The sequence below is a fragment of the Noviherbaspirillum sp. ST9 genome, from assembly GCF_048799745.1.
Classification (GTDB): Bacteria; Pseudomonadota; Gammaproteobacteria; order Burkholderiales; family Burkholderiaceae_D; genus Noviherbaspirillum.
Window position 1 is genome coordinate 41,854 of the sequence record NZ_JBLWFR010000005.1, and the last position, 18,956, is coordinate 60,809.

15 protein-coding genes are annotated in these 18,956 nt (G+C 61.9%); 10 read left to right on the forward strand and 5 right to left on the reverse strand.

Going from position 1 to position 18,956, the window contains the following annotated elements; all coding sequences use genetic code 11:
• Nucleotides 1-246: 246 nt before the first annotated feature.
• A complete protein-coding gene (locus ACNOHI_RS12145; RefSeq protein WP_420474931.1) occupies nucleotides 247-777 on the reverse strand; it encodes a hypothetical protein in 531 nt (176 codons plus the stop codon).
• On the opposite strand from ACNOHI_RS12145, the gene ACNOHI_RS12150 reads away from it, so the two are divergent.
• From ACNOHI_RS12150 to ACNOHI_RS12160, 3 genes are all read left to right on the forward strand, one after another.
• Nucleotides 742-1,671 carry a hypothetical protein gene (locus ACNOHI_RS12150; RefSeq protein ID WP_420474932.1) on the forward strand — a complete coding sequence of 310 codons (930 nt, stop codon included), beginning with the start codon at nucleotides 742-744 and terminating at the stop codon, nucleotides 1,669-1,671. The genes ACNOHI_RS12145 and ACNOHI_RS12150 overlap by 36 nt on opposite strands.
• 186 nt (nucleotides 1,672-1,857) lie before the next feature.
• A complete protein-coding gene (locus tag ACNOHI_RS12155; RefSeq protein ID WP_420474933.1) occupies nucleotides 1,858-3,288 on the forward strand; it encodes an APC family permease in 1,431 nt (476 codons plus the stop codon).
• A 10-nt stretch (nucleotides 3,289-3,298) separates the two neighbouring features.
• Nucleotides 3,299-3,907, forward strand: coding sequence for a class I SAM-dependent methyltransferase (locus ACNOHI_RS12160; RefSeq protein ID WP_420474934.1), 609 nt, complete (start codon nucleotides 3,299-3,301; stop codon nucleotides 3,905-3,907).
• Between the two features lie 219 nt (nucleotides 3,908-4,126).
• On the opposite strand, the gene ACNOHI_RS12165 is transcribed toward ACNOHI_RS12160, so the two are convergent.
• A complete protein-coding gene (locus ACNOHI_RS12165) occupies nucleotides 4,127-5,746 on the reverse strand; it encodes a methyl-accepting chemotaxis protein (protein ID WP_420474935.1) in 1,620 nt (539 codons plus the stop codon).
• A 330-nt stretch (nucleotides 5,747-6,076) separates the two neighbouring features.
• Complete coding sequence (locus ACNOHI_RS12170) at nucleotides 6,077-8,773, reverse strand: EAL domain-containing protein (protein WP_420474936.1); 2,697 nt, start codon at nucleotides 8,771-8,773, stop codon at nucleotides 6,077-6,079.
• Nucleotides 8,774-8,979: 206 nt separating this feature from the next.
• Between ACNOHI_RS12170 and ppnN the strand changes: the two genes are divergently transcribed.
• The gene (gene ppnN, locus ACNOHI_RS12175; RefSeq protein WP_420474937.1) at nucleotides 8,980-10,350 is read left to right on the forward strand and encodes a nucleotide 5'-monophosphate nucleosidase PpnN; all 1,371 of its coding nucleotides are present in this window, start codon (nucleotides 8,980-8,982) and stop codon (nucleotides 10,348-10,350) included.
• Between the two features lie 34 nt (nucleotides 10,351-10,384).
• Here ppnN and ACNOHI_RS12180 read toward each other — a convergent pair whose 3' ends face one another.
• Nucleotides 10,385-12,691, reverse strand: a complete 2,307-nt coding sequence (locus ACNOHI_RS12180) for a DUF1631 family protein (RefSeq protein ID WP_420474938.1) — start codon at nucleotides 12,689-12,691, stop codon at nucleotides 10,385-10,387.
• A gap of 145 nt (nucleotides 12,692-12,836) precedes the next feature.
• On the reverse strand, nucleotides 12,837-13,553 hold the full coding sequence (locus ACNOHI_RS12185; protein ID WP_420474939.1) for a pseudouridine synthase: 717 nt from the start codon (nucleotides 13,551-13,553) through the stop codon (nucleotides 12,837-12,839).
• Nucleotides 13,554-13,659: 106 nt separating this feature from the next.
• Between ACNOHI_RS12185 and ACNOHI_RS12190 the strand changes: the two genes are divergently transcribed.
• The 6 genes from ACNOHI_RS12190 to ACNOHI_RS12215 all read left to right on the forward strand — a co-directional run bounded on the left by ACNOHI_RS12190 (nucleotide 13,660) and on the right by ACNOHI_RS12215 (nucleotide 18,941).
• The gene (locus tag ACNOHI_RS12190; protein ID WP_420474940.1) at nucleotides 13,660-14,157 is read left to right on the forward strand and encodes a hypothetical protein; all 498 of its coding nucleotides are present in this window, start codon (nucleotides 13,660-13,662) and stop codon (nucleotides 14,155-14,157) included.
• Nucleotides 14,154-15,494: a GAF domain-containing protein gene (locus ACNOHI_RS12195; RefSeq protein WP_420474941.1), complete on the forward strand. Its 1,341-nt coding sequence runs from the start codon at nucleotides 14,154-14,156 to the stop codon at nucleotides 15,492-15,494. The genes ACNOHI_RS12190 and ACNOHI_RS12195 overlap by 4 nt, the downstream gene beginning before the upstream one ends.
• 137 nt (nucleotides 15,495-15,631) lie before the next feature.
• Nucleotides 15,632-16,570 carry an exopolyphosphatase gene (locus tag ACNOHI_RS12200; RefSeq protein WP_420474942.1) on the forward strand — a complete coding sequence of 313 codons (939 nt, stop codon included), beginning with the start codon at nucleotides 15,632-15,634 and terminating at the stop codon, nucleotides 16,568-16,570.
• A gap of 53 nt (nucleotides 16,571-16,623) precedes the next feature.
• Nucleotides 16,624-16,824 (forward strand): oxidoreductase-like domain-containing protein, encoded by a 201-nt coding sequence (locus tag ACNOHI_RS12205; protein ID WP_420474943.1) that lies wholly within the window; start codon nucleotides 16,624-16,626, stop codon nucleotides 16,822-16,824.
• Between the two features lie 153 nt (nucleotides 16,825-16,977).
• Complete coding sequence (locus tag ACNOHI_RS12210) at nucleotides 16,978-17,940, forward strand: thiamine pyrophosphate-dependent dehydrogenase E1 component subunit alpha (protein WP_420474944.1); 963 nt, start codon at nucleotides 16,978-16,980, stop codon at nucleotides 17,938-17,940.
• An 11-nt stretch (nucleotides 17,941-17,951) separates the two neighbouring features.
• The gene (locus tag ACNOHI_RS12215; RefSeq protein WP_420474945.1) at nucleotides 17,952-18,941 is read left to right on the forward strand and encodes an alpha-ketoacid dehydrogenase subunit beta; all 990 of its coding nucleotides are present in this window, start codon (nucleotides 17,952-17,954) and stop codon (nucleotides 18,939-18,941) included.
• Nucleotides 18,942-18,956 lie beyond the last annotated feature (15 nt).

An 18,956-nucleotide genomic window follows, 5' to 3' on the forward strand; every position in this document is an offset into this window, starting at 1 on the left:
AAACGGCGGGCCACGCGGTAGAACGCGGAATATTTCCAGCGCCGCAGCACTGACCGCATCGGGCGACTTGGAGAAGTCGTCGATGCCAATCGGCAACGGCGTGGAGGTCCGGGCTTCATGCAGGGAGCAGCGCCCCCTGCCGGCGTTATACCGAAGTGGAGTTTCCGCTACGTAGACAAAAGATCATGAATAACGTCAATAGTTCCGGGTTTTGACGAAGACACTGTCGCATTGCAGCAGGACCTTTCACGCCGAGGCCAAGCCGCTTTCCTGGCGAATACGTTTCCCTAGCCACACATAACTCAAGGCGTCGCGCAGGCACCACGCGAATGCCGCCAGTGAAAGTGCGGTCAACAGCCAGGTCAGGAAGCCATGGTGGACCACGCGGAAACCGGTCGGCAGCGCATGCCATTCCAGCAAGACGGTGACCAGCAGCGCGTTGTATGCGCCGAAATTGACGAGAAGCACGACATGCATCGTCCGCTCGAGTGCGGACAAGGGACGCGTGCGGTCCTCCAGCAAGGTATCCGTGAGGGAAATCGAGAATTCAAGCAAGACGAGCGCAACCAGCGCCCAGACCAGCGCGCCGCCCCATTCCAGCCACGCCAGGCCGCCGAAAATTGCTGCGAACACCAGTTCGCGCGCGCTATGCAGTGCCTGCTCGGGCCGTGCCCAGACTTGCGCGGGCAGACGCTCGCGCCATTCATGATTGAGCAGCACGTCGGCACCACCAATGATGCCGTGGAAAACCAGCAAAGCCAGGACGGGCGTCAGCATGCGTCCTCCGTTGACGCACCGCGCGGCCACCGGCGGTGCAACCTGTTGGACGGCATGTCATGCAGCGTGGTTGCATCGCCGGCAGAGACCTGCGGCCAGCCGATTCAGCGTCCTGTGCCAGTCGTACCGGATGACCCGCTGTCCGAACTGGTGCCGGTCGGTCCCGGCAGGCTGGAACTGCCACCGGAAGACGTTCCGGATCCGCTCGTGCGGCCAGGTTCCGATGTGCCGAGGCTGCCCCTCTGGCGGCGGCGCTCCTCTTCCGTCGAAATGTCGGTTCCCCTGCTGCTCGGTCCTCCCCACGCACTGTTGCCGGTCGTACTGCCGGAGCCGCTCGTGGCGCCCGAGGTAGAGTTGCTTGTTCCGGTCGTACCCGATCCGCTGCTGCCCGCGCCCATCGAACCGCCGGAACCGGTGTCCGACGTGCTGCTTCCGGTGGTTGCATCGCTCGGCGAGCTCGCGCTTCCGCTGGTTGAACCTGACGGGCTGGTGCTTCCCATGCCGGATGAACCTGAGGTCCCCGATGTCGCACCTGTACCGGTGGTCCCGGACGTACCCGACGCATCCGTAGCACCGCTTGCGCTTGTCCCGCCGGTGCCTGACGATCCGCTGGTGCTTCCGGAACCAGTGGTTCCGCTGTTGCCGCCGGTAGCGCCCGACGTGCCCGCGCCGCTACCCGTCGTACCGCCGCTCATGGTGCTGCCGGTGCCGCTGGACGTCCCCGTCGCCGCCGGGCTGTCCGAGCTCATGCTGCCGCCCTGCATGGTCCGGTCGGACGTGGTCGATGATGTGGAACCGCTTTGTGCGAGTGTTGCCGTGCTCACGCCGAGCAATGAAACAAGAACTGCGATCGGTAGCTTCTTCATGCTTCCTCCAGATAACGTAACCAATTGAATTGCTTCAGCAAATTGCAGAAGGTAAGAGGTTAGACCCGACTCTTGCGGTCGGTTCGACCTATTTGCCCCGCCTCGGGTCCGCACCTCGGCGGCCATATTGATCAAACCGGGATGCTGTCCCTGTGCGCGAAACTTTTCCGAGGCGGCGGTTTCGCACCACAACGCCTTCGCCCGTGATTCCCTGATGACGCAGGAACCCCCGCCCTCCGCACCCGGCCAGGCATGGCCCCAACACGATGCCCCCCAACAAGTGCTTGGTGTCCGTGAAGCGGTCGCCATCATCGTCGGGATCGTGATCGGCGCAGGCATCTTCAAGGCGCCAGCCATGGTGGCGGGAATGACCGGCAATGCCGCCTGGATGTTTGCTGCCTGGCTGCTGGGCGGCATCATGTCCCTGGTGGGGGCGCTTTGCTATGCGGAACTGGCCACGGCCTACTCCCATACCGGCGGCGACTACCATTTCCTGCGGCGCGCCTACGGGCATTCGGTTTCCTTCCTGTTCGGCTGGGCGCGGTTCTCGGTCATCACGACCGGTTCGATCGCGCTGCTTGCCTTTGTCTTCGGTGACTACATGCACCAGATCCTGCCGCTGCATGCGCTGGGCAAGACAATGAGCCAGTCGGCCTATGCCGCCGCTGCGGTCGCCTTGCTATCGTGGATCAATCTGCGCGGCACCCGTACCGGAGCCTCCACGCAAGCCTGGCTGACGGCAGTCGAAGTCTCCGGCCTGCTGCTCATCGTGTCGGCTGCCGTCTTCGTTCCCGGACCTGCCGGTCCGGACGGAGCTGCGGCAGCGGATGCCGCTCCCTCTCCCTCCTCACTGGGACTGGCGATGGTATTCGTCCTGCTTACCTATGGCGGCTGGAATGAAGCGGCCTACATCAGCGCGGAACTGAAGGACGTGCGACGCAACATGGTCAGATCGCTGATCTGGTCCATCGCGATCATCACCGTCCTTTACCTGCTGGTCACATGGGCCTACTGGAATGTGCTGGGAATGAAAGGACTGGCCCGCTCCGAGGCGGTTGCTGCGGATATGCTGCAAGTTGCCTTTGGCGACATCGGCGCGCGTCTCGTGTCGGCCATCGTGGCCGTGTCGGCGCTGACCTCGATCAATGCCACGATGATTGTCGGAGCCCGCGCGAGCTATGCGATCGGCCGCGACTGGCACATCCTCTCCGCGCTCGGGGCCTGGGACAAGCGGCGCGGCACGCCGGCCAATGCCTTGCGCATCCAGTGCGCGGCGGCATTGCTGCTGGTTGCCGTGGGCACCTGGACAGGCAGCGGCTTCAAGTCGATGGTCGAGTTCACTGCGCCGGTGTTCTGGCTGTTCTTCCTGCTGTCGGGCATCTCCCTGTTCGTGCTGCGCAAGCGCGAACCGGGAACCGAGAGACCGTTCCGCGTCCCGCTCTACCCGCTGTTGCCGGCGCTCTTCTGCGCCACCTGCGCGTACATGCTGTGGTCCAGCCTGTCCTATGTGTACAGCCAGTCGCTAGGCGGGCTGAACGCCGCATGGATCGGCGTTGCGGTCCTCGCCGCCGGTCTAGTCCTGTTGCTGCTGATGCGCACCCGTTCCGGGCGCCGCCGGCAATCCGCCTTCCGTTCCATTTCCTGAGGAGACGCCCATGAAACACCCCGTCCGCGCCGTTCCTTTGTCCCGCGTGCTTACGCCCGCCTTCACAACCCTGCTGGTCGCCGCCTTGCTCGCCATGGCCGGGACCGCCTTTTCCCAACAGCAGGAACAGCCCGCGCGCAAGCCGGACGTCCCTTATGTGCCGACGCCGCAGCCGGTAGTGGACAAGATGCTGGAGATTGCCAAGGTCGGCAAGAACGATGTGGTGTATGACCTGGGGTGCGGCGATGGGCGCATCGTGATTACGGCCGCCAAGGAACGCGGCGCGCGCGGCGTCGGCATCGACCTGAATCCGCAACGGATCGCGGAGGCCAAGGCGAACGCGGAATCGGCCGGCGTCAATGGCCAGGTGAAATTCATGGTCGGAGACCTGTTCACCGCCGATTTTTCGGAGGCAAGCGTCGTCACGCTTTACCTGCTTCCCGATGTGAACCGCGCATTGCGCCCGCAGCTCTGGAAGCAATTGAAAATCGGCACGCGCGTGGTGTCGCACGACTTCGACATGGGGCCCGAATGGCCGCCGGAAAAAGTGGAGCGCATCGGCGCCAAGACGATTTACTACTGGACCATTACGTCGGCGCACAAGAAGGCGATTGCCTAGGCGGGTTCGAGAAGATGGTTTGACGCAAGTACGCGCTTTACGATTTCGCGGGCGGGTGACTACGGACGATCGTCTTCAAAAATTTCCCCGTCATTCCCGCGAAGGCTGGAATGACGGGGGAAAATTTACGAAAAATCGATCTCGGCCACCCGCCCGCGATGTTGCCAAAACATCCGGGGCATGAGCACGCAACACCGCAAAAAACATCTTGCGCCCCCATTAGGCGGCAAGAAGTGCCGGCGAATGTTCCTGCGTCGCATACTGGAACTCCGGCAATCCGCCGGCCTGCCGGAGCGTGCTCTTCTCGCGAGCCAGCTTGAACACACCTACCGTTCGCGCCAGCTTGTCCGCCTGCTCGTGCAAGCCTTCCGCCGTGGCGGCCAGCTCTTCCACGAGAGCCGCGTTCTGCTGCGTGGTGGTGTCGATCTGGCCGACGGCGACGCGAACCTGCTCTATGCCGTCGTTTTGCTCCTGGCTGGCCGTCGCAATCTCGCCCATGATGCAGGTCACCTGGCGAATGCTGTCGACCACCTCGTCCATGGTCTTGCCGGCCTGTTCCACCAGCTTGCTGCCGGCTTCGACCTTGCCGACGGAATCGCCGATCAGGTCCTTCACTTCCCTGGCTGCGCCGGCGCAGCGTTGGGCCAGGTTGCGCACCTCCGCAGCGACGACTGCGAACCCGCGGCCCTGCTCCCCTGCCCGTGCAGCCTCGACGGCGGCGTTCAGCGCGAGGATATTGGTCTGAAAGGCGATGCCGTCGATCACGCCAATGATGTCGACAATCTTCTGCGACGAGGCGTTGATTTCTCCCATCGTATCGACAACCTGCGCCACGACATTGCCTCCCCGGATCGCAACGTCGGATGCGGATTCCGTCAAGCGGTTTGCTTCCACGGCATTGCCCGCATTTTGACGGACGGTGCTAATCAGCTCTTCCATCGAGGCCGCGGTCTCCTCCAGTGAGCTTGCCTGCGATTCGGTGCGCGACGCCAGGTCCTGGTTGCCATCCGAGATCTGGCGGCAGGCGTTCGCGACGGCGGATGTTGCGCTGCTGACGCTTTCCATGATGCCATGGAGATTGCCGATGAATCGGTTGAGCGAGTCGCCGACGGCGGCGAATTCGCCGGTCAGCGGCGGCAACCGGTAGGTCAGATCCGCCTCGCCCGAGTTCATCGAATCGACCGCGCGCACCACTTGGCCGATGCTGCCGAGGACGCTGCGCCCGATCAGGAGCGACAGGAGGGCGAGGCTGGCAACGGCAATGATCAGCACCGCTGCGATCAGCTGCTGTGCGAAGGTGGCGGCGTCCGCTGCCGCGCCGGCCGCTTCCGTTGTGTTCCTTTCGATCAACTCACTCAGCGCTTCCATCTCTGATTCCATCTGCGCGAACGATGTCATGAACTTGGGCATGCGCTCGTCGAGCTTTGCCGGCTCGTTGAAGGCTGCGGCGACGATGGCCTGGCTTTCGCCGATATAGCTTTCAGCAGCGGGACGCGCCTTTTCAAGTGCCGCGCTGATCTCCGCGGTCAGCGCCAGGGACGCGTTGTCCTTCAGGGCCTTGCGGAAGGTCTCGACATGCTCGGCGAGCTCTTTTTCGATTTCCTGCCGGCGTGCCGCCTGGCCTTTGCTGCTTGCCAGCGCGGCGGCAAGCACGTCGCCGCGCAGCGCGTCGTGCATCATGTCGGCCGCCATGTGGTTGCGCATCGCTTCGGTTCCCGCGGCATTCCGCTTTGCAGTGTCCACCATTTTGCCGACGGTGATGCCGCCGGCCGCTCCAATGGTCACAAGGAAGGCGATACTCACCGCCGCCAGGCCCATGAGGCGTGTTCTGATATTCATTGATTTCCCCTGAAATAGAATTCGCGGCCAGTGCCGCAAGAAGCTGCCAAAGCGCGTGCGACCATCACAGGCGACCTCAGCCTGGTCCTGTACGGTCATTGGGCTCGCGTCTGTCCGCTCGGCCCGCGCTGAAATGGGCGGGCGTCTGGTGCATTGATGGCGGAAATGCCGATTTTGAGGGCAATGGCGAGATGTAACTTTACGTATAGCAATATTTATACCCGCCAATTACACCGTTATACGCCTTGATGCGGCGCGGCAGAACACATTTTTTCCTGCTGTTGGGAACACGGGTATTCCCAAATCTGAGTGATGGGAAATACAGGACGATTAATGAACTGACAACATCCGCCCGGACTGCAGCATCATCTTCAGCTCCTCCACCGGCACGGCACAACTGAACAGATAGCCCTGCATCTCGTCACATCCGTTTTCGCGCAGGAAAGAAAGCTGCTCTTCGCTGGACACACCCTCCGCGACCACCGCCATTCCGAGACTGTGGCCGAGGGAGATGATGGCCCGCGCAATAATGGCATCGTTCGGATCGTTGCCGATATCACGGACGAAGGACTGGTCAATCTTCAGCCGGTCAACCGGGAATCGTTGCAGGTAGCTCAGGCTCGAATAGCCGGTGCCGAAGTCGTCGATGGCGAGGTGTATCCCCATTTCCTTCAAGTCATACAGGACCTTGATCACTTCCTCGGGATTCTGCATGACGAGACTCTCGGTCAGCTCCAGCTCAAGGAGGTTTGCATCGAGGCCGGATGCATCCAGCGCCTCCCTCACCAGCGTGACGACCGCCTGCGGATCGAACTGCCGCGCCGAAATGTTCACCGCCACGCGCAGCGGTTTCAGACCCGCTTCCTGCAATGTCTTGTGGTGCGCGCACGCGGTGTACAGCACCCATTCGCCGATCGGAACGATAAGGCCGGTTTCCTCCGCCAGCGGAATGAAGGTGGACGGTGAAATCAAGGCGTCGCCCTGTCCGGGATTCCATCGAATCAAGGCTTCCGTACCGGAAATCTGCCCGGTTCGCAGGTCGACCTTGGGCTGGTAGTACAGGGCGAATTCATCGTCGGCAAGCGCCTGCCGTAGTTTCGATTCCAGCGACAGCCGCTCGGTCACACGCTGGTTCATCGACGGAGTATAGAACTGGAAATTGTTCCGTCCCCGCTCCTTGGCACGATACATGGCCGCATCAGCGTTTTTGAGCAGCGTGTCCGCGTCATGGCCGTCCTTTGGGTAGATGCTGAGACCGATGCTGCAGCTGACAAAGAACTTGTGCCCGCTGATTTCGAAGGGCCGGTCGATGGTCTTCAGGATGCGGCTCATCAGGCCGGCCACCGCCTTATCATCCTGCTGGCCGAGCAGAACGAACGCAAACTCGTCACCGCCGTAGCGAGCCACCAGATCCTGACCACGCAGGCAGGCAACAAGCCGCCGGGCCACCTGCTTGAGCAGCTCGTCACCCACGTTGTGGCCGAGGCTGTCATTGATGAACTTGAAGTTGTCCAGGTCCATGAAGCCGACCGTGACCGAAGACTCGAAACGCTGCGCGGTAGCAATGCCTTCCCGTATGCGTTCCTTGAGGACATTGCGGCTGGCAAGCTCGGTCAGCGCATCGACATTCACCTGCCGTTCCAGTTCTTTCTCGTAGTGCTTGATCTCGGTAATGTCATTCAGCACGCCGACAAAATGGGTGACGGTGCCATCCGCGCCCCTGACCGGTGCGATATGCACATCGTTCCAGAACAGCACGCCATCCTTGCGGTAGTTGCGGAGCAGCGCCGAGGATTCCTCCCGACGCTGGATAGCAGCACGCAAGGCTGCCACGCCCGGTTGTTCCTTGTCGTCCGCCTGCAGGAAGCGGCAATTGCGGCCAATGGACTCCTGCACCGAATAGCCCGTGATGCGTTCAAAGGCGGGGTTGACGTACTCGATGTTGCCGTCCAGGTCGGTAATGATGATCGCATTGACGCTTGCCTGGATGGCGCGATTGCGCAGGCGGAGCGATTCCTCGTCCAGGCGCCGCTGCGTGATGTCCACGCCCATGCCGGCAACGCACAGCCGGCCGTCGAGCTCGATGCGCACTCCGTTGAAGTAATACGGAATCCGGTTTCCGCTTCGCGTGGTCAGGTCGGCCTCGACAATGGCGCTTCCGTTGCGCAGCGCTTCCTGGAAGCGTTCCGCGACCAGGGACTTGTCTTCATCCGTGGCGAGGAAATCCAGGTAATGCGCCCTCGCCATCTCATCACTGGTGCAGCCCGTCACGGCTTCAAAGTTGCGGTTCCAGCGCAGGATCCGCCCTTCCTGGTCGAACACGTAGACGATGCCCGGCAGGCTGTCGATAATGTCCTGCGACAGGTGCGCTTCACGCGTGCGCCGCTCGAACTCTTCCTTCAGCACTGCATTGGCAATGTTCAAGTCCCGCGTGCGCTCCCTGACGCGCTGCTCGAGGGTGCCGTGGGCGGCACGCAGTGAAGCGGCCGCCTCGTCCCGCTCGACGACCGCCCGCGTCAGCTCCTGCAGGTTCTTGCGCAATTCCAGCTGCGCGACGACCTGCCTGCCCAGTACGCGCAGGGTTGTCATCTGCAGCTCCGAAAGCACGCGCGGCTCGCGGTCAAGCACCGCCAGGCTTCCAAGCGGGGCGCCATTCTGGGCAATCAACGGCGCGCCGGCGTAAAAGCGGATATGCGGCGGTCCGGTCACCAGCGGATTGTCGGCAAACACCGGATCGGCATGCGCATCCTGCACGACGAATACATTGTCATGCTGAATGGTGTGATGGCAGAACGCAATGTCCCTGGGCGTCTCCGACACATCCAGCCCGATCCTGGCCTTGAACCACTGGCGCTTCTCGTCCAGCAGCGAAATGACGGCCATTGGCGTATCGCAGACTTGCGACACAAGCTGCACAATGTCATCAAAGCGCGACTCCGGCGCGGTATCCATGATGTGATACCGCTCCAATGTCTCCAGCCGAAAACCATCACCGGAAAGACGGTTCCAGCGCATGTCCTGCTGCATGTCCTCCATATTGCACGCCTGTTTCAACGAGACCTGAACCGGTTCGACGCAGCCCCTTCCCAAACGTTCGCGGCCCTGCCCCGCGCTTCTTGAAAGCAACCAAACCTTGATCCCGGTATACGCGGCAGCGATTTATGCGTGTAAGCTGTTTAGCAAGCAATGCCTATCCGGCATCTCGTTTTCAGAACCAGAAAGACACGCATCTCATGAAACCCGAAGTCGTCGACACCCTGATTTCCCCGGAAGGCCGTCTCGATATCCTGTCCAAGGCAGAAGTCGCCAAGCTGCTCGATACCAGCCAGGGTGGCCTGTACAACCTGTTCCGCAATTGTTCCCTTGCCGTCCTGAACTGCGGCAACGCCCTCGATGACGGCAAGGAACTTCTTGAGCGCTACCAATCCTTCGACATCAGCATCATCCAGCGCGAACGCGGCATCAAGCTCGACATCAAGGGCGCGCCGGCCAATGCCTTCGTCGACGGCAAGATGATCAAGGGCATCCACGAGCACCTGTTTGCCGTACTGCGCGACGTGATTTATGTCAATGACGAGATCAACGGCAATCCCAAGTTCGACCTCGCCTCCATGGAAGGCGTGACCGACTCGGTCTTCCATATCCTCCGCAATGCCGGCATTCTGCGCGCCATCACCAACCCCAACCTGGTGGTGTGCTGGGGCGGGCATTCCATCTCCCGGCAGGAATACGATTACTCGAAGAAGGTCGGCTACGAGCTGGGCCTGCGCGGCCTCGACATCTGTACCGGCTGCGGCCCCGGCGCCATGAAAGGGCCGATGAAAGGCGCGGCCGTGGCGCATTCCAAGCAACGCATCTCGAATGGCCGTTACCTGGGAATCACGGAACCCGGCATCATCGCCGCCGAGTCGCCGAACCCGATCGTCAACGACCTGGTGATCATGCCGGATATCGAGAAACGCCTCGAAGCCTTCGTGCGCGTCGGGCACGGCATCGTCGTCTTCCCGGGCGGCGCCGGCACCGCGGAAGAAATCCTGTATGTCCTGGGCATCCTGCTCCACCCCGACAATGCGTCACAACCCTTCCCGCTGATCTTTACCGGACCGGAGAGCGCGAAGGACTACTTCACGCAGATCGACAACTTCATCGGCCAAACCCTCGGGCCTGAAGCACAATCGCGCTACAAGATCATCGTCAACGATCCGCAGCTGGTCGCGCAGGAAATGCATGCGGGGATCAAGGCAGTGCGTGAGTTCCGCAAGGAGCGCAGCGACGCCTACTACTTCAACTGGCTGCTGAAGATCGACCACGAATTCCAGATGCCCTTCGCGCCGACGCACGAGAACATGCGCAACCTGCACCTGCACAAGGACCAGGAGCGGCATCTGCTGGCAGCCAACTTGCGCCGCGCATTTTCGGGCGTGGTGGCGGGCAATGTGAAAGACCAGGGCATTCGCGCGATCGAGCAGCACGGCCGCTTCCAGATCCACGGGGACAAGAACATCATGGAACCGATGGACGCACTGCTGGCCTCCTTCGTCGCCCAGCACCGGATGAAGCTGCCGGGCAAGAAGTACCACCCCTGCTACGAGATCATCAAGTAACGAAGACGTGCCCCGGAAACGGGGCACGTTCGGTTTACGCGGCGCTGGAGATCGAACCGGCGCCGAACAGCAGCGATTCCACGGCCCGTTCGAAGACGGGTGCGTACTCCACCGGGATGATGGATTCATCGCGCAAGGCTTCAAGCAGCGCCGCCGGGGAATAGGCCGCCAGCGTCGGCTTGCCTTCCTGCTTGAAAAGATAAAGCGAGCGATGGGTGCTGATCCAGACCAGCTGGCCGGGAATGTTTGTCCCGTCGGCGGCGCGGAAGGCCACGCGCGTGCCCAGTAGGTAGGTCTGCGCCAGGAATTCGCGGTCGGGCGCCGTCGATGACAAGGTATTCAGGCCGAGGTTGAGGTCCGCATTGGCGCCGTGCCGCGCAAAGATTTCCATGATGATGTCTTCACGCGGCGCCGGTGGCTCGGGCATTTCCCACGTCGCACGCTCCCAGCTGAATGCCAGCCGCGCGAATTCCCTGCGCAGGTCATCCAGCGACGCCGGCTCCGGTGCGCCGGGCATGGGCGGGTTGCGCAGTACCTGGGTGTGCATTTCGACGAGGTTGTCGAGAATCTGCTTCGAATCGTCCTCCGGCATCTGGAAGATCTCCAGCGCCTTGCGCAGCCGCTTGACAAGGTCGGGAAGCAGGCGGATGAGCACGGTACGCTGCTGCGGTGACTTCTCCTGCAGGCTCCAGACCAGTTCGGGCAGCGCGGAATGGAACTGGCGATACACGCTGTTCGGATCGTCCTGGCCGATGTTGCGCAGCCGGTCCTCCCACGCCGCATGCACGAGCACATGCGGCCATACCAGGATGATGACGTCGGAAACGCGCTTGTCCACGTTCAACGGTACCAGCACGTCGCACAGCGTCTTGGTGACATTCGTCAGGAGCACGCTGAAGCGCTCGGCGTCCTCGACCGCTTGGATGGCGCATGCGGCCTGATTGTCTTCCTTGCGCAGGAAGCCGGCAAGGAAAGCTTCGAATTCGTTCGCGCAGGTCGCGAACACCGCGGTGTCGGTATTGAATTCGGCCAGCACCTTGTCGACGACGCGCTCGATTTCCGCAGCCAGCGTCTTCCCCGCAGTGGTGGCTGGATTGGCGGAAACCGCCGCCGTGCTCAGACGGTTGAGCAGCAGGCGCGCGGGGTGGGTATCGTCCTGCATCAGGTTCTGGTCGAGCAACGCGGCCTTCAGGATCGGCACCTGGAGACGGCTGATATGGCGGCGCATCTCGGCCGGCACATGTTCATCCTCGAGGATGAACTCGAACAGCATCGATACGACGTCGACCGTCATCCGCTCCATGAGGGATGCATTGTCGAGTCCCATTTGCGCGCGCAGTGCGGGCAAGGCATTCTTGCCGGATTCGACCTGGTCGACGATCGGCTCGTTCCGGGCCGCCTTGTGCTGGAACTGATGCAGCTTGGACACCAGCGGATTGGACGGGGTCTCGTTCGCGCGCGACTTCAGGAAATCACCGCTCATGCCGAACGCGACAGCCTTCGAGGGCGCAAACATCTGGCGGATGAAATCCTGTACCGACTCGGCCTGGCCGGCGTTCGCCGTGGCAGGGCCGGCGCCTGCAGGGACGCCCTGCAGGTTTTCAAGCATGCGCTGCAGGCCCGGCATGACGCGTGCGCTCAGGTTCGGATCCATCGCCGGCGCACCGAAATAACGCTGGTTGTGCGCCGCACGTGACTTCTGTGCCTGGAAGCGGCCGGTAACGCCCGATGACTCGAACACTTCCCGGATGGAGTCGTAATAGCCCGGCAGGTGCTGCGCCAGGGCATTGGACAGGTGCTCGAACAGGACCTTCGCCTTGGCATCGTCCGGCACCGTTTCCTTGATCGCCTCATAGAGCGCACGGGCAAGGATGTAGGGACGGAACGGATTCTCGCGCTCCTTGGCCTCGCGCTGGCCGTGCAGCTGCGCGATGATCACATTCAGGCGTCCAATGTTTTCTTCATTGGCATCACGCATGCGCTGCGTCAGGCGGCCGACTTCGATCTGGTGCGTGACGACATCGTCGTCGATGAGGCTCAGTTCATCCGCCGTCTTCTTGCGCAAGCCCGGACGCAGGTCGACGTACATGGTCTGCATCGCGCGGTCGAGGCTGTTCTTGTACAGATCGTCCATGCGGCGCAGAAAGACGTTCCCGTCTTGCCGGAGAAAGTGCCGTACGGAGGTGAGCGCGGATTGGTCGAGTCCGGACTTGGCGCCGGCCAGGAGTTCGACGATGTTCTTGTCGGTATCCTGCATGGCGCGCTGCACAACAGAGAGTAACCCCAACAGCGCGCGTTCCTTCGCCGCCTGTAAAAGACGCTTGTATTCAGTATCTGCCATGCATTCGACGAGGGGATTTTGCGATGGGATATATATTATTCCCAAATGTCGCCTGTGTAGCTTCCCGGAAACTGGAACCCCGTTCAATTCATTGACGCACGTCACCACGCTACCAAAAAGCCACAGTCCTGCCCCTGCGATGCTGTCATTCAGACATCAACAGCGCGAGTTCGTCGTCATCGAGAAAGCACCACTCTCCTTCTTCCAGCCCGAGGTGCTCGAGCGTCAACTTGCCGATGGCGGTTCGCTGCAACGCAGCACAATGGTTGCCCGCAGCGGCGAGCATACGCTTCACCTGGTGGTACTTCCCCTGCTCGAGGATGATCTCCATCTGGTGGTCGCCGACGCGCTGGCAGGATCGCGCAGCGATCGGTGCCGGCTCGTCATGCAATTGCACACCGGCCAGCAGGAGGCCGACCAGTTCGTCCGTGACCGGCTCGGCCGTCGTGGCCAGATACAGTTTCGGCACGTGCCGCTTTGGTGAGGACTGCGCATGGATGAAGGCGCCGTCATCCGACAACAGCAGAAGGCCGGTCGTGTCATGATCCAGCCGTCCGACCGGTTGCACGTCGCGCCAGGCGAATTGCTCGGGCAGCAGTGTGAGAACGCCGGGGTGATGGCTGGGCTTGCGCGAACATTCGTAATTGGAGGGCTTGTTCAGCGCGAGGTACACCCGCTCGCGATACGCCCACTCCTCGTCGAAAATCGTGAAGGCCAGTCCTTCCGTTTCAAAGCTTGCCCGATAGTCGTCGACCACCGTTCCGCCGATCGTTACCTCGCCGTCCGAAATCAGTTCGCGGCACCATTTTCTGCTGCCGAATCCCTGCGATTGCAGGATGCGGTCCAATGTTTGTTTAGTCATCCCGGCACTCTACCAGAACCCTTCCTGCCGCATTTTCCCGGCAATGCAAACCGGCGGATTCGAAGGTATGATCTGTCGGATAAAACATGACAAAACATCCACCCCTATGACCGTGACCAATGAACCTGTCCTGGACGCCGCGCACGCCGCATTTTTCCAGATTGGCGTTAGCATGGGGATCGCCGCATGCACACGTGACGCCGTGCCGGTCCATGTACGCGCAATTGGCTGCCGCATTTCTCCCGACAGGCGGCAAGTGACGATGTTCGTGCCAGTGGGGCAAGCGGAGCCGGTGCTGCAGTGCATCCGCGAGAACGGCGCGGTGGCCGCGGTGTTTACCGAGCCGACGACGCATCGCACCGTACAGGTCAAGGGACGCGACGCGGTGCAGGTCCCGCTCGAGGCGGGGGATCTCGATCTGGTCGTGGCATACCGCGAGGCATTCGCACAGGAACTGGGGCGGATCGGATTTCAGCACGCGATGATCGGCACATTACTGGCGTTCCCGGCGGCCGAGATTGCCGGCATCCGTTTCACCCCGGCGGAAGCCTACTCCCAGACACCCGGGCCGAAGGCGGGTGCACCACTGGCGAGGACAGCATGACGATTCGGCTGGAAGCGATACGTGAGTGCTTCGAAGGCGTCGTCCCGGCAACGATGTCGACCGCGTCGCCGGACGGCACCCCCAATCTCGCCTACTTGTCGCAAGTGCAATTTGTCGATGGCGACCATGTCGCGCTGTCTTATCAGTTCTTCAACAAGACGCGTCAGAACATCATGGCCAATCCCCGGGCCTCGTTGATCCTGACGCATCCTGTCACCGTCGCGCAGTACCGGCTGACGCTGCAGTACCTGCATACCGAAACGTCCGGACCGCTGTTCGAGGTGATGCGGGCGAAGCTTGCAGGCATTGCATCCCACACCGGAATGGGCGGCGTCTTCCGGCTCCTTGGTTCGGACGTGTACAAGGTGCTTGCTGTGGAGCGACTGGCCGGCGAATCGCTTCCGGCGCCTGTGCCACCCTGCAACCTCTTGTCGGCACTGCGTACCACGACTGCCCGCCTGGCAGCCTGCACGGATCTCGAACGCCTCATGGCGGAACTGTTGTCCTGCCTGAGGCAGCAATTCAATATCCATCACGCGATGCTTCTCCTGCTCGATGAGCCGGGATCGCGCCTCTACACGGTCGCGAGCATGGGGTACGAGGAATCGGGCGCTGGTTCTGAAATTCCGCTCGGCCAAGGCGTGATCGGCGTCGCCGCGCGTGAACGCACCCCGATCCGCATCGGGCACATGACGTCCGAGTACGCCTACAGCCGTGCCGTGCGCGAAAGCGCCGAGAACAGCGAATGGGCATGCGCCCTGGAAACGGCGATCCCGCTGCCCGGACTTCCGTCGCCGCGAAGCCAGCTCGCGGTACCGTTCACTGCCGCACAGCGCCTGCTCGGCGTGCTTTATGTCGAAAGTCCGCTGGATCTCCGCTTTGCCTACGACGACGAGGATGTGCTTGTCAGCGTCGCCGTCCAGTTCGGCATGGCGATGCAAATCCTGCAGGCAGCCGCGGCCGACGCGGGCGAAGACGCGGCGGCGCCGCCTCCTGCACCGCCGCGCCAGGAAGGTGCGCCGCTCGTGGTACGCCATTTCGCGGAAAACGACAGCGTGTTCCTCGGCGACGATTACCTGATCAAGGGTGTCGCCGGTTCCATCCTGTGGACGCTGTTGCGCGATTTCTTCGACAAGGGCCGTTCGGAATTCACCAACCGAGAACTGCGCCTCGACGCGCGCGTACGCCTGCCCGACGTCAGCGACAACCTCGAAGCGCGCCTCATCCTGCTCGGAAAACGTCTGGTGGACCGCAGCGCGCCGATCCGCATCGAGAAGACCGGTCGTGGACGTTTTCGTCTCTGCGTCGAACGCCCGCTGACCTTGCACGCCGCTTGAGCGACTGAAATTTCCCCCGTCAACGACTTGTCCCCAACACGGCGGCAGGCGTAATATTTCTCCACGGCAGCGCCCGGATGGATAGGCGTTGCGAAAAACATATTCAGAGACCGCAGTTTTCCGGCCAAGGAGCCTCCATGCCTGCAGAAGACCAGAAATACCGCCTTGTGACGCGCAGCGATTTTGATGGACTGGTTTGCGCAGTGCTGCTCAAGCACCTCGACATGATCGACGACATCAAGTTCGTCCATCCCAAGGACATGCAGGACGGGAAGATCGAGATTACCGATCGCGACATCACCACCAACCTGCCCTACGTGCCGGGTGCCCATCTCGCCTTCGACCACCATTTTTCCGAAACCCTGCGCAACGCGGGCGGCAAGACCAACCACATCATCAACGCGCGCGCGCCCTCCGCTGCCCGCGTCGTTTACGACTATTACGGCGGCGAGATCGCCTTCCCGGCCGCATGGAACGACATGATGGCCGCCGTCGACAAGGGGGACGCGGCGCAGTTCAACCGCGACGAAATCCTGCATCCCGAGAAGTGGGACCTGCTGAACTTCCTCATGGATGCGCGCACCGGGCTCGGCCGCTTCCGCGAGTTCCGCATCTCCAATTACAACCTGATGATGGACCTGATCGATTACTGCAGGAACCACAGCATCGAGCAGATCATGGAACTGCCGGACGTGAAGGAGCGTGTGAACCTGTATTTCGAACACGAAGCGAAATTCAAGGATCAGCTCACGCGCTGCTCCACCGTCCACAAGAATCTCATCGTGCTCGACCTGCGCAAAGAGGAAACGATCTACGCCGGCAACCGTTTCATGATCTACGCCCTCTTCCCCGAAACGAACATTTCGATCCATGTGCTGTGGGGATTGAAGAACCAGAACACGGTATTCGCCACGGGCAAGTCGATCATCAACCGCAGCTCGAAGACCAATATTGGCGAGCTGATGCTGAAGTACGGCGGCGGCGGGCACGAGAACGCCGGCACCTGCCAGGTGGACAACGACAAGGCCGAACAGGTATTGCAGGAGCTGGTGGCGAAGATCAACGCTGACGGCTGAAGCACGCTAAAATCGCGGTTCGGGCGCGCCAACCCTTGCGCCCGGCCGCCGACATGACACACGATTTTCCCGACCTGCCGCCCAAACCCTTGCCGCCCGAACCGCCCGAAGATGGCGACTGCTGCCGCAGCGGCTGCGAGCCCTGCGTGTTCGACCTGCACGCGCTGGCAATGGAGCGCTACCGTGCCGAGCTGAAGACCTGGGAAGCGCAGATCGCCCGGCTCATGCACGACGACAACGTCGACCTGCCCTGAATGCATCCGCGCGGAAACCTTCGCTGCGGGCTTTCCTAAAACTTCATTCAATTCATCTTAAAAAAATCTTAAGCCCGTTCCGGGCCGTGCTGCTGCGCCGGTTCGCGATTTAGACTTCGTCCCTCGATTCCGAACCGTTGAAGAGGGACATTCATGAATCACACTACAACCGAGGGCAGCCCCGCATCCATGCTCGAATGCATGATGCTGATCCGGGCATACGAAGAAAAAGCGGCCGCGCTGCAGGCCGCCGGCAGCATGGCGGGCACCTGCACCGCCGTTGGCCAGGAGGCGTCGGCGGTCGGCGTCGTGCGCGCCCTGCGCGCATCCGACCGCATCCTGACCAACCATCGCAGCGCCGGCCACCTGCTCGCGCGCGGCGCCGACGCGGGCCGCATGATGGCCGAGGTGATGGGTCGCAGCACCGGCTACTGCAAGGGCAAGAGTGGCTCGCTGCACATCTCCGCGAAGGAACTGGGCGTCGTCCTGACGTCGACCATCGTCGGCGGCGAACTCTCCCTGGCCACCGGCGTTGCGCTCTCGACCAAGATGCTCAGGCAGGACGGCATCGTCGCCTGCTTCTTCGGCGACGGCGCTGCCTGTGAAGGCATCTTCCATGAATCGCTCAACCTCGCATCGGTATGGGACCTGCCCATTCTCTACGTCTGCGAAAACAACCAGTGGCAGGCCTTCGTGCACCGCAAGGAAACCATGAACATCGACCACGTCAGCGAATGGGCAAAAGGCTACGGCATGGCCACCCGCACCGTGGACGGCAATGACGTCGAGGCGGTCCATGCTGCGGCGGTGGAAGCCGTCGCGCATATCCGCAAGACCGGCAAGCCCTACCTGCTGGAAACCTATACCTATCGCCTGCGCGGCCATTTCGAGCCGGACGACCAGTCCTATGTCGACGCGCGGGAACTGGCGGAATGGCGCGCGAAAGACCCGGTCGTCATGACGCGCGAACGCCTTCTGAAGAATGGAACACTGAAAGCGGATGACATCGCGCTGATGGAAGAGCGCATCGCCGCGGAAGTGGAACGCGCGGCTGCCTTCGCTGCTGCCTCACCCTTCCCTGTCCCGTCCGAACTCACTACCGACGTCTACGCTTGAGGAGTACCACCATGCCACACATTACCGTCAATGAAGCCATCGAACACGCATTGGCCGAGGAAATGCGCCGCGACGCGCGCGTGCTGATGTTCGGCGAAGGTGTCGCGACCAAGCGCAAGGAACTGGCGAAGGAATTCGGTCCGCTGCGCATTCGTAACACGCCGCTCGCTGAAGGCATCATCGCGGGAACGGCGGCCGGTGCCGCGGCAACCGGATTGCGTCCGGTGGTCGACATGCTGTTCGCGCCCTTCCTCTGCTTTGCGATGGACGAGATCGTCAACAGCGCGGGCAAACTCCGCTACGTGTCGGGAGGCCAGTTCGAATTCCCGATGGTCGTACTTTCCATGACGGGAAGCGGATGGACCGTCGGCGCGCAGCACAACCACAACCTCGAAGCCTGGTTCGTGCACAGCCCTGGACTGAAAGTCGTGATGCCGTCGAATGCCGCCGATTTCAAAGGACTGCTGAAGTCCGCGGTCCGCGACGACAACCCGGTGCTCTTCTTCGTCGACATGCCGCTTGTTCATGCCTCGGGGGACGTGCCCGACGGTGAACATGTCGTCCCGCTCGGCAAGGCCGCAGTGCGGCGCAAGGGTGCGGACGTCACGATCATTTCCTACGCGAAGATGGTCGATACCTGCATGCAGGCGGCCGCACAGCTCGAAGAGCGCGGCATCGATGCGGAAGTGATCGACCTGCGCACCCTCAAGCCCCTCGACGAGGAAACGATATTGCGTTCGGTGAGGAAGACCGGCCGGCTGCTCATCGTCCATGAGGCGAGCCGCATGTGCGGTGTCGGCGCCGAGATCAGCGCGATCGTGGCAGAACATGCTTTCAGTTCGCTGAAGGCGCCCGTCATGCGCCTGACCGGGCCTGATGCACCCACGCCTTCGAGCTATGTACTGGAACAGGCCTTCATGCCTCAGCCGGACGCTGTCGTGGCCGCCGCACTCCAACTCGCTGGACACACCGCCGCCGTCAAGGAAGAACAACTCGTCTGAAAAAGAAAGGAAGAA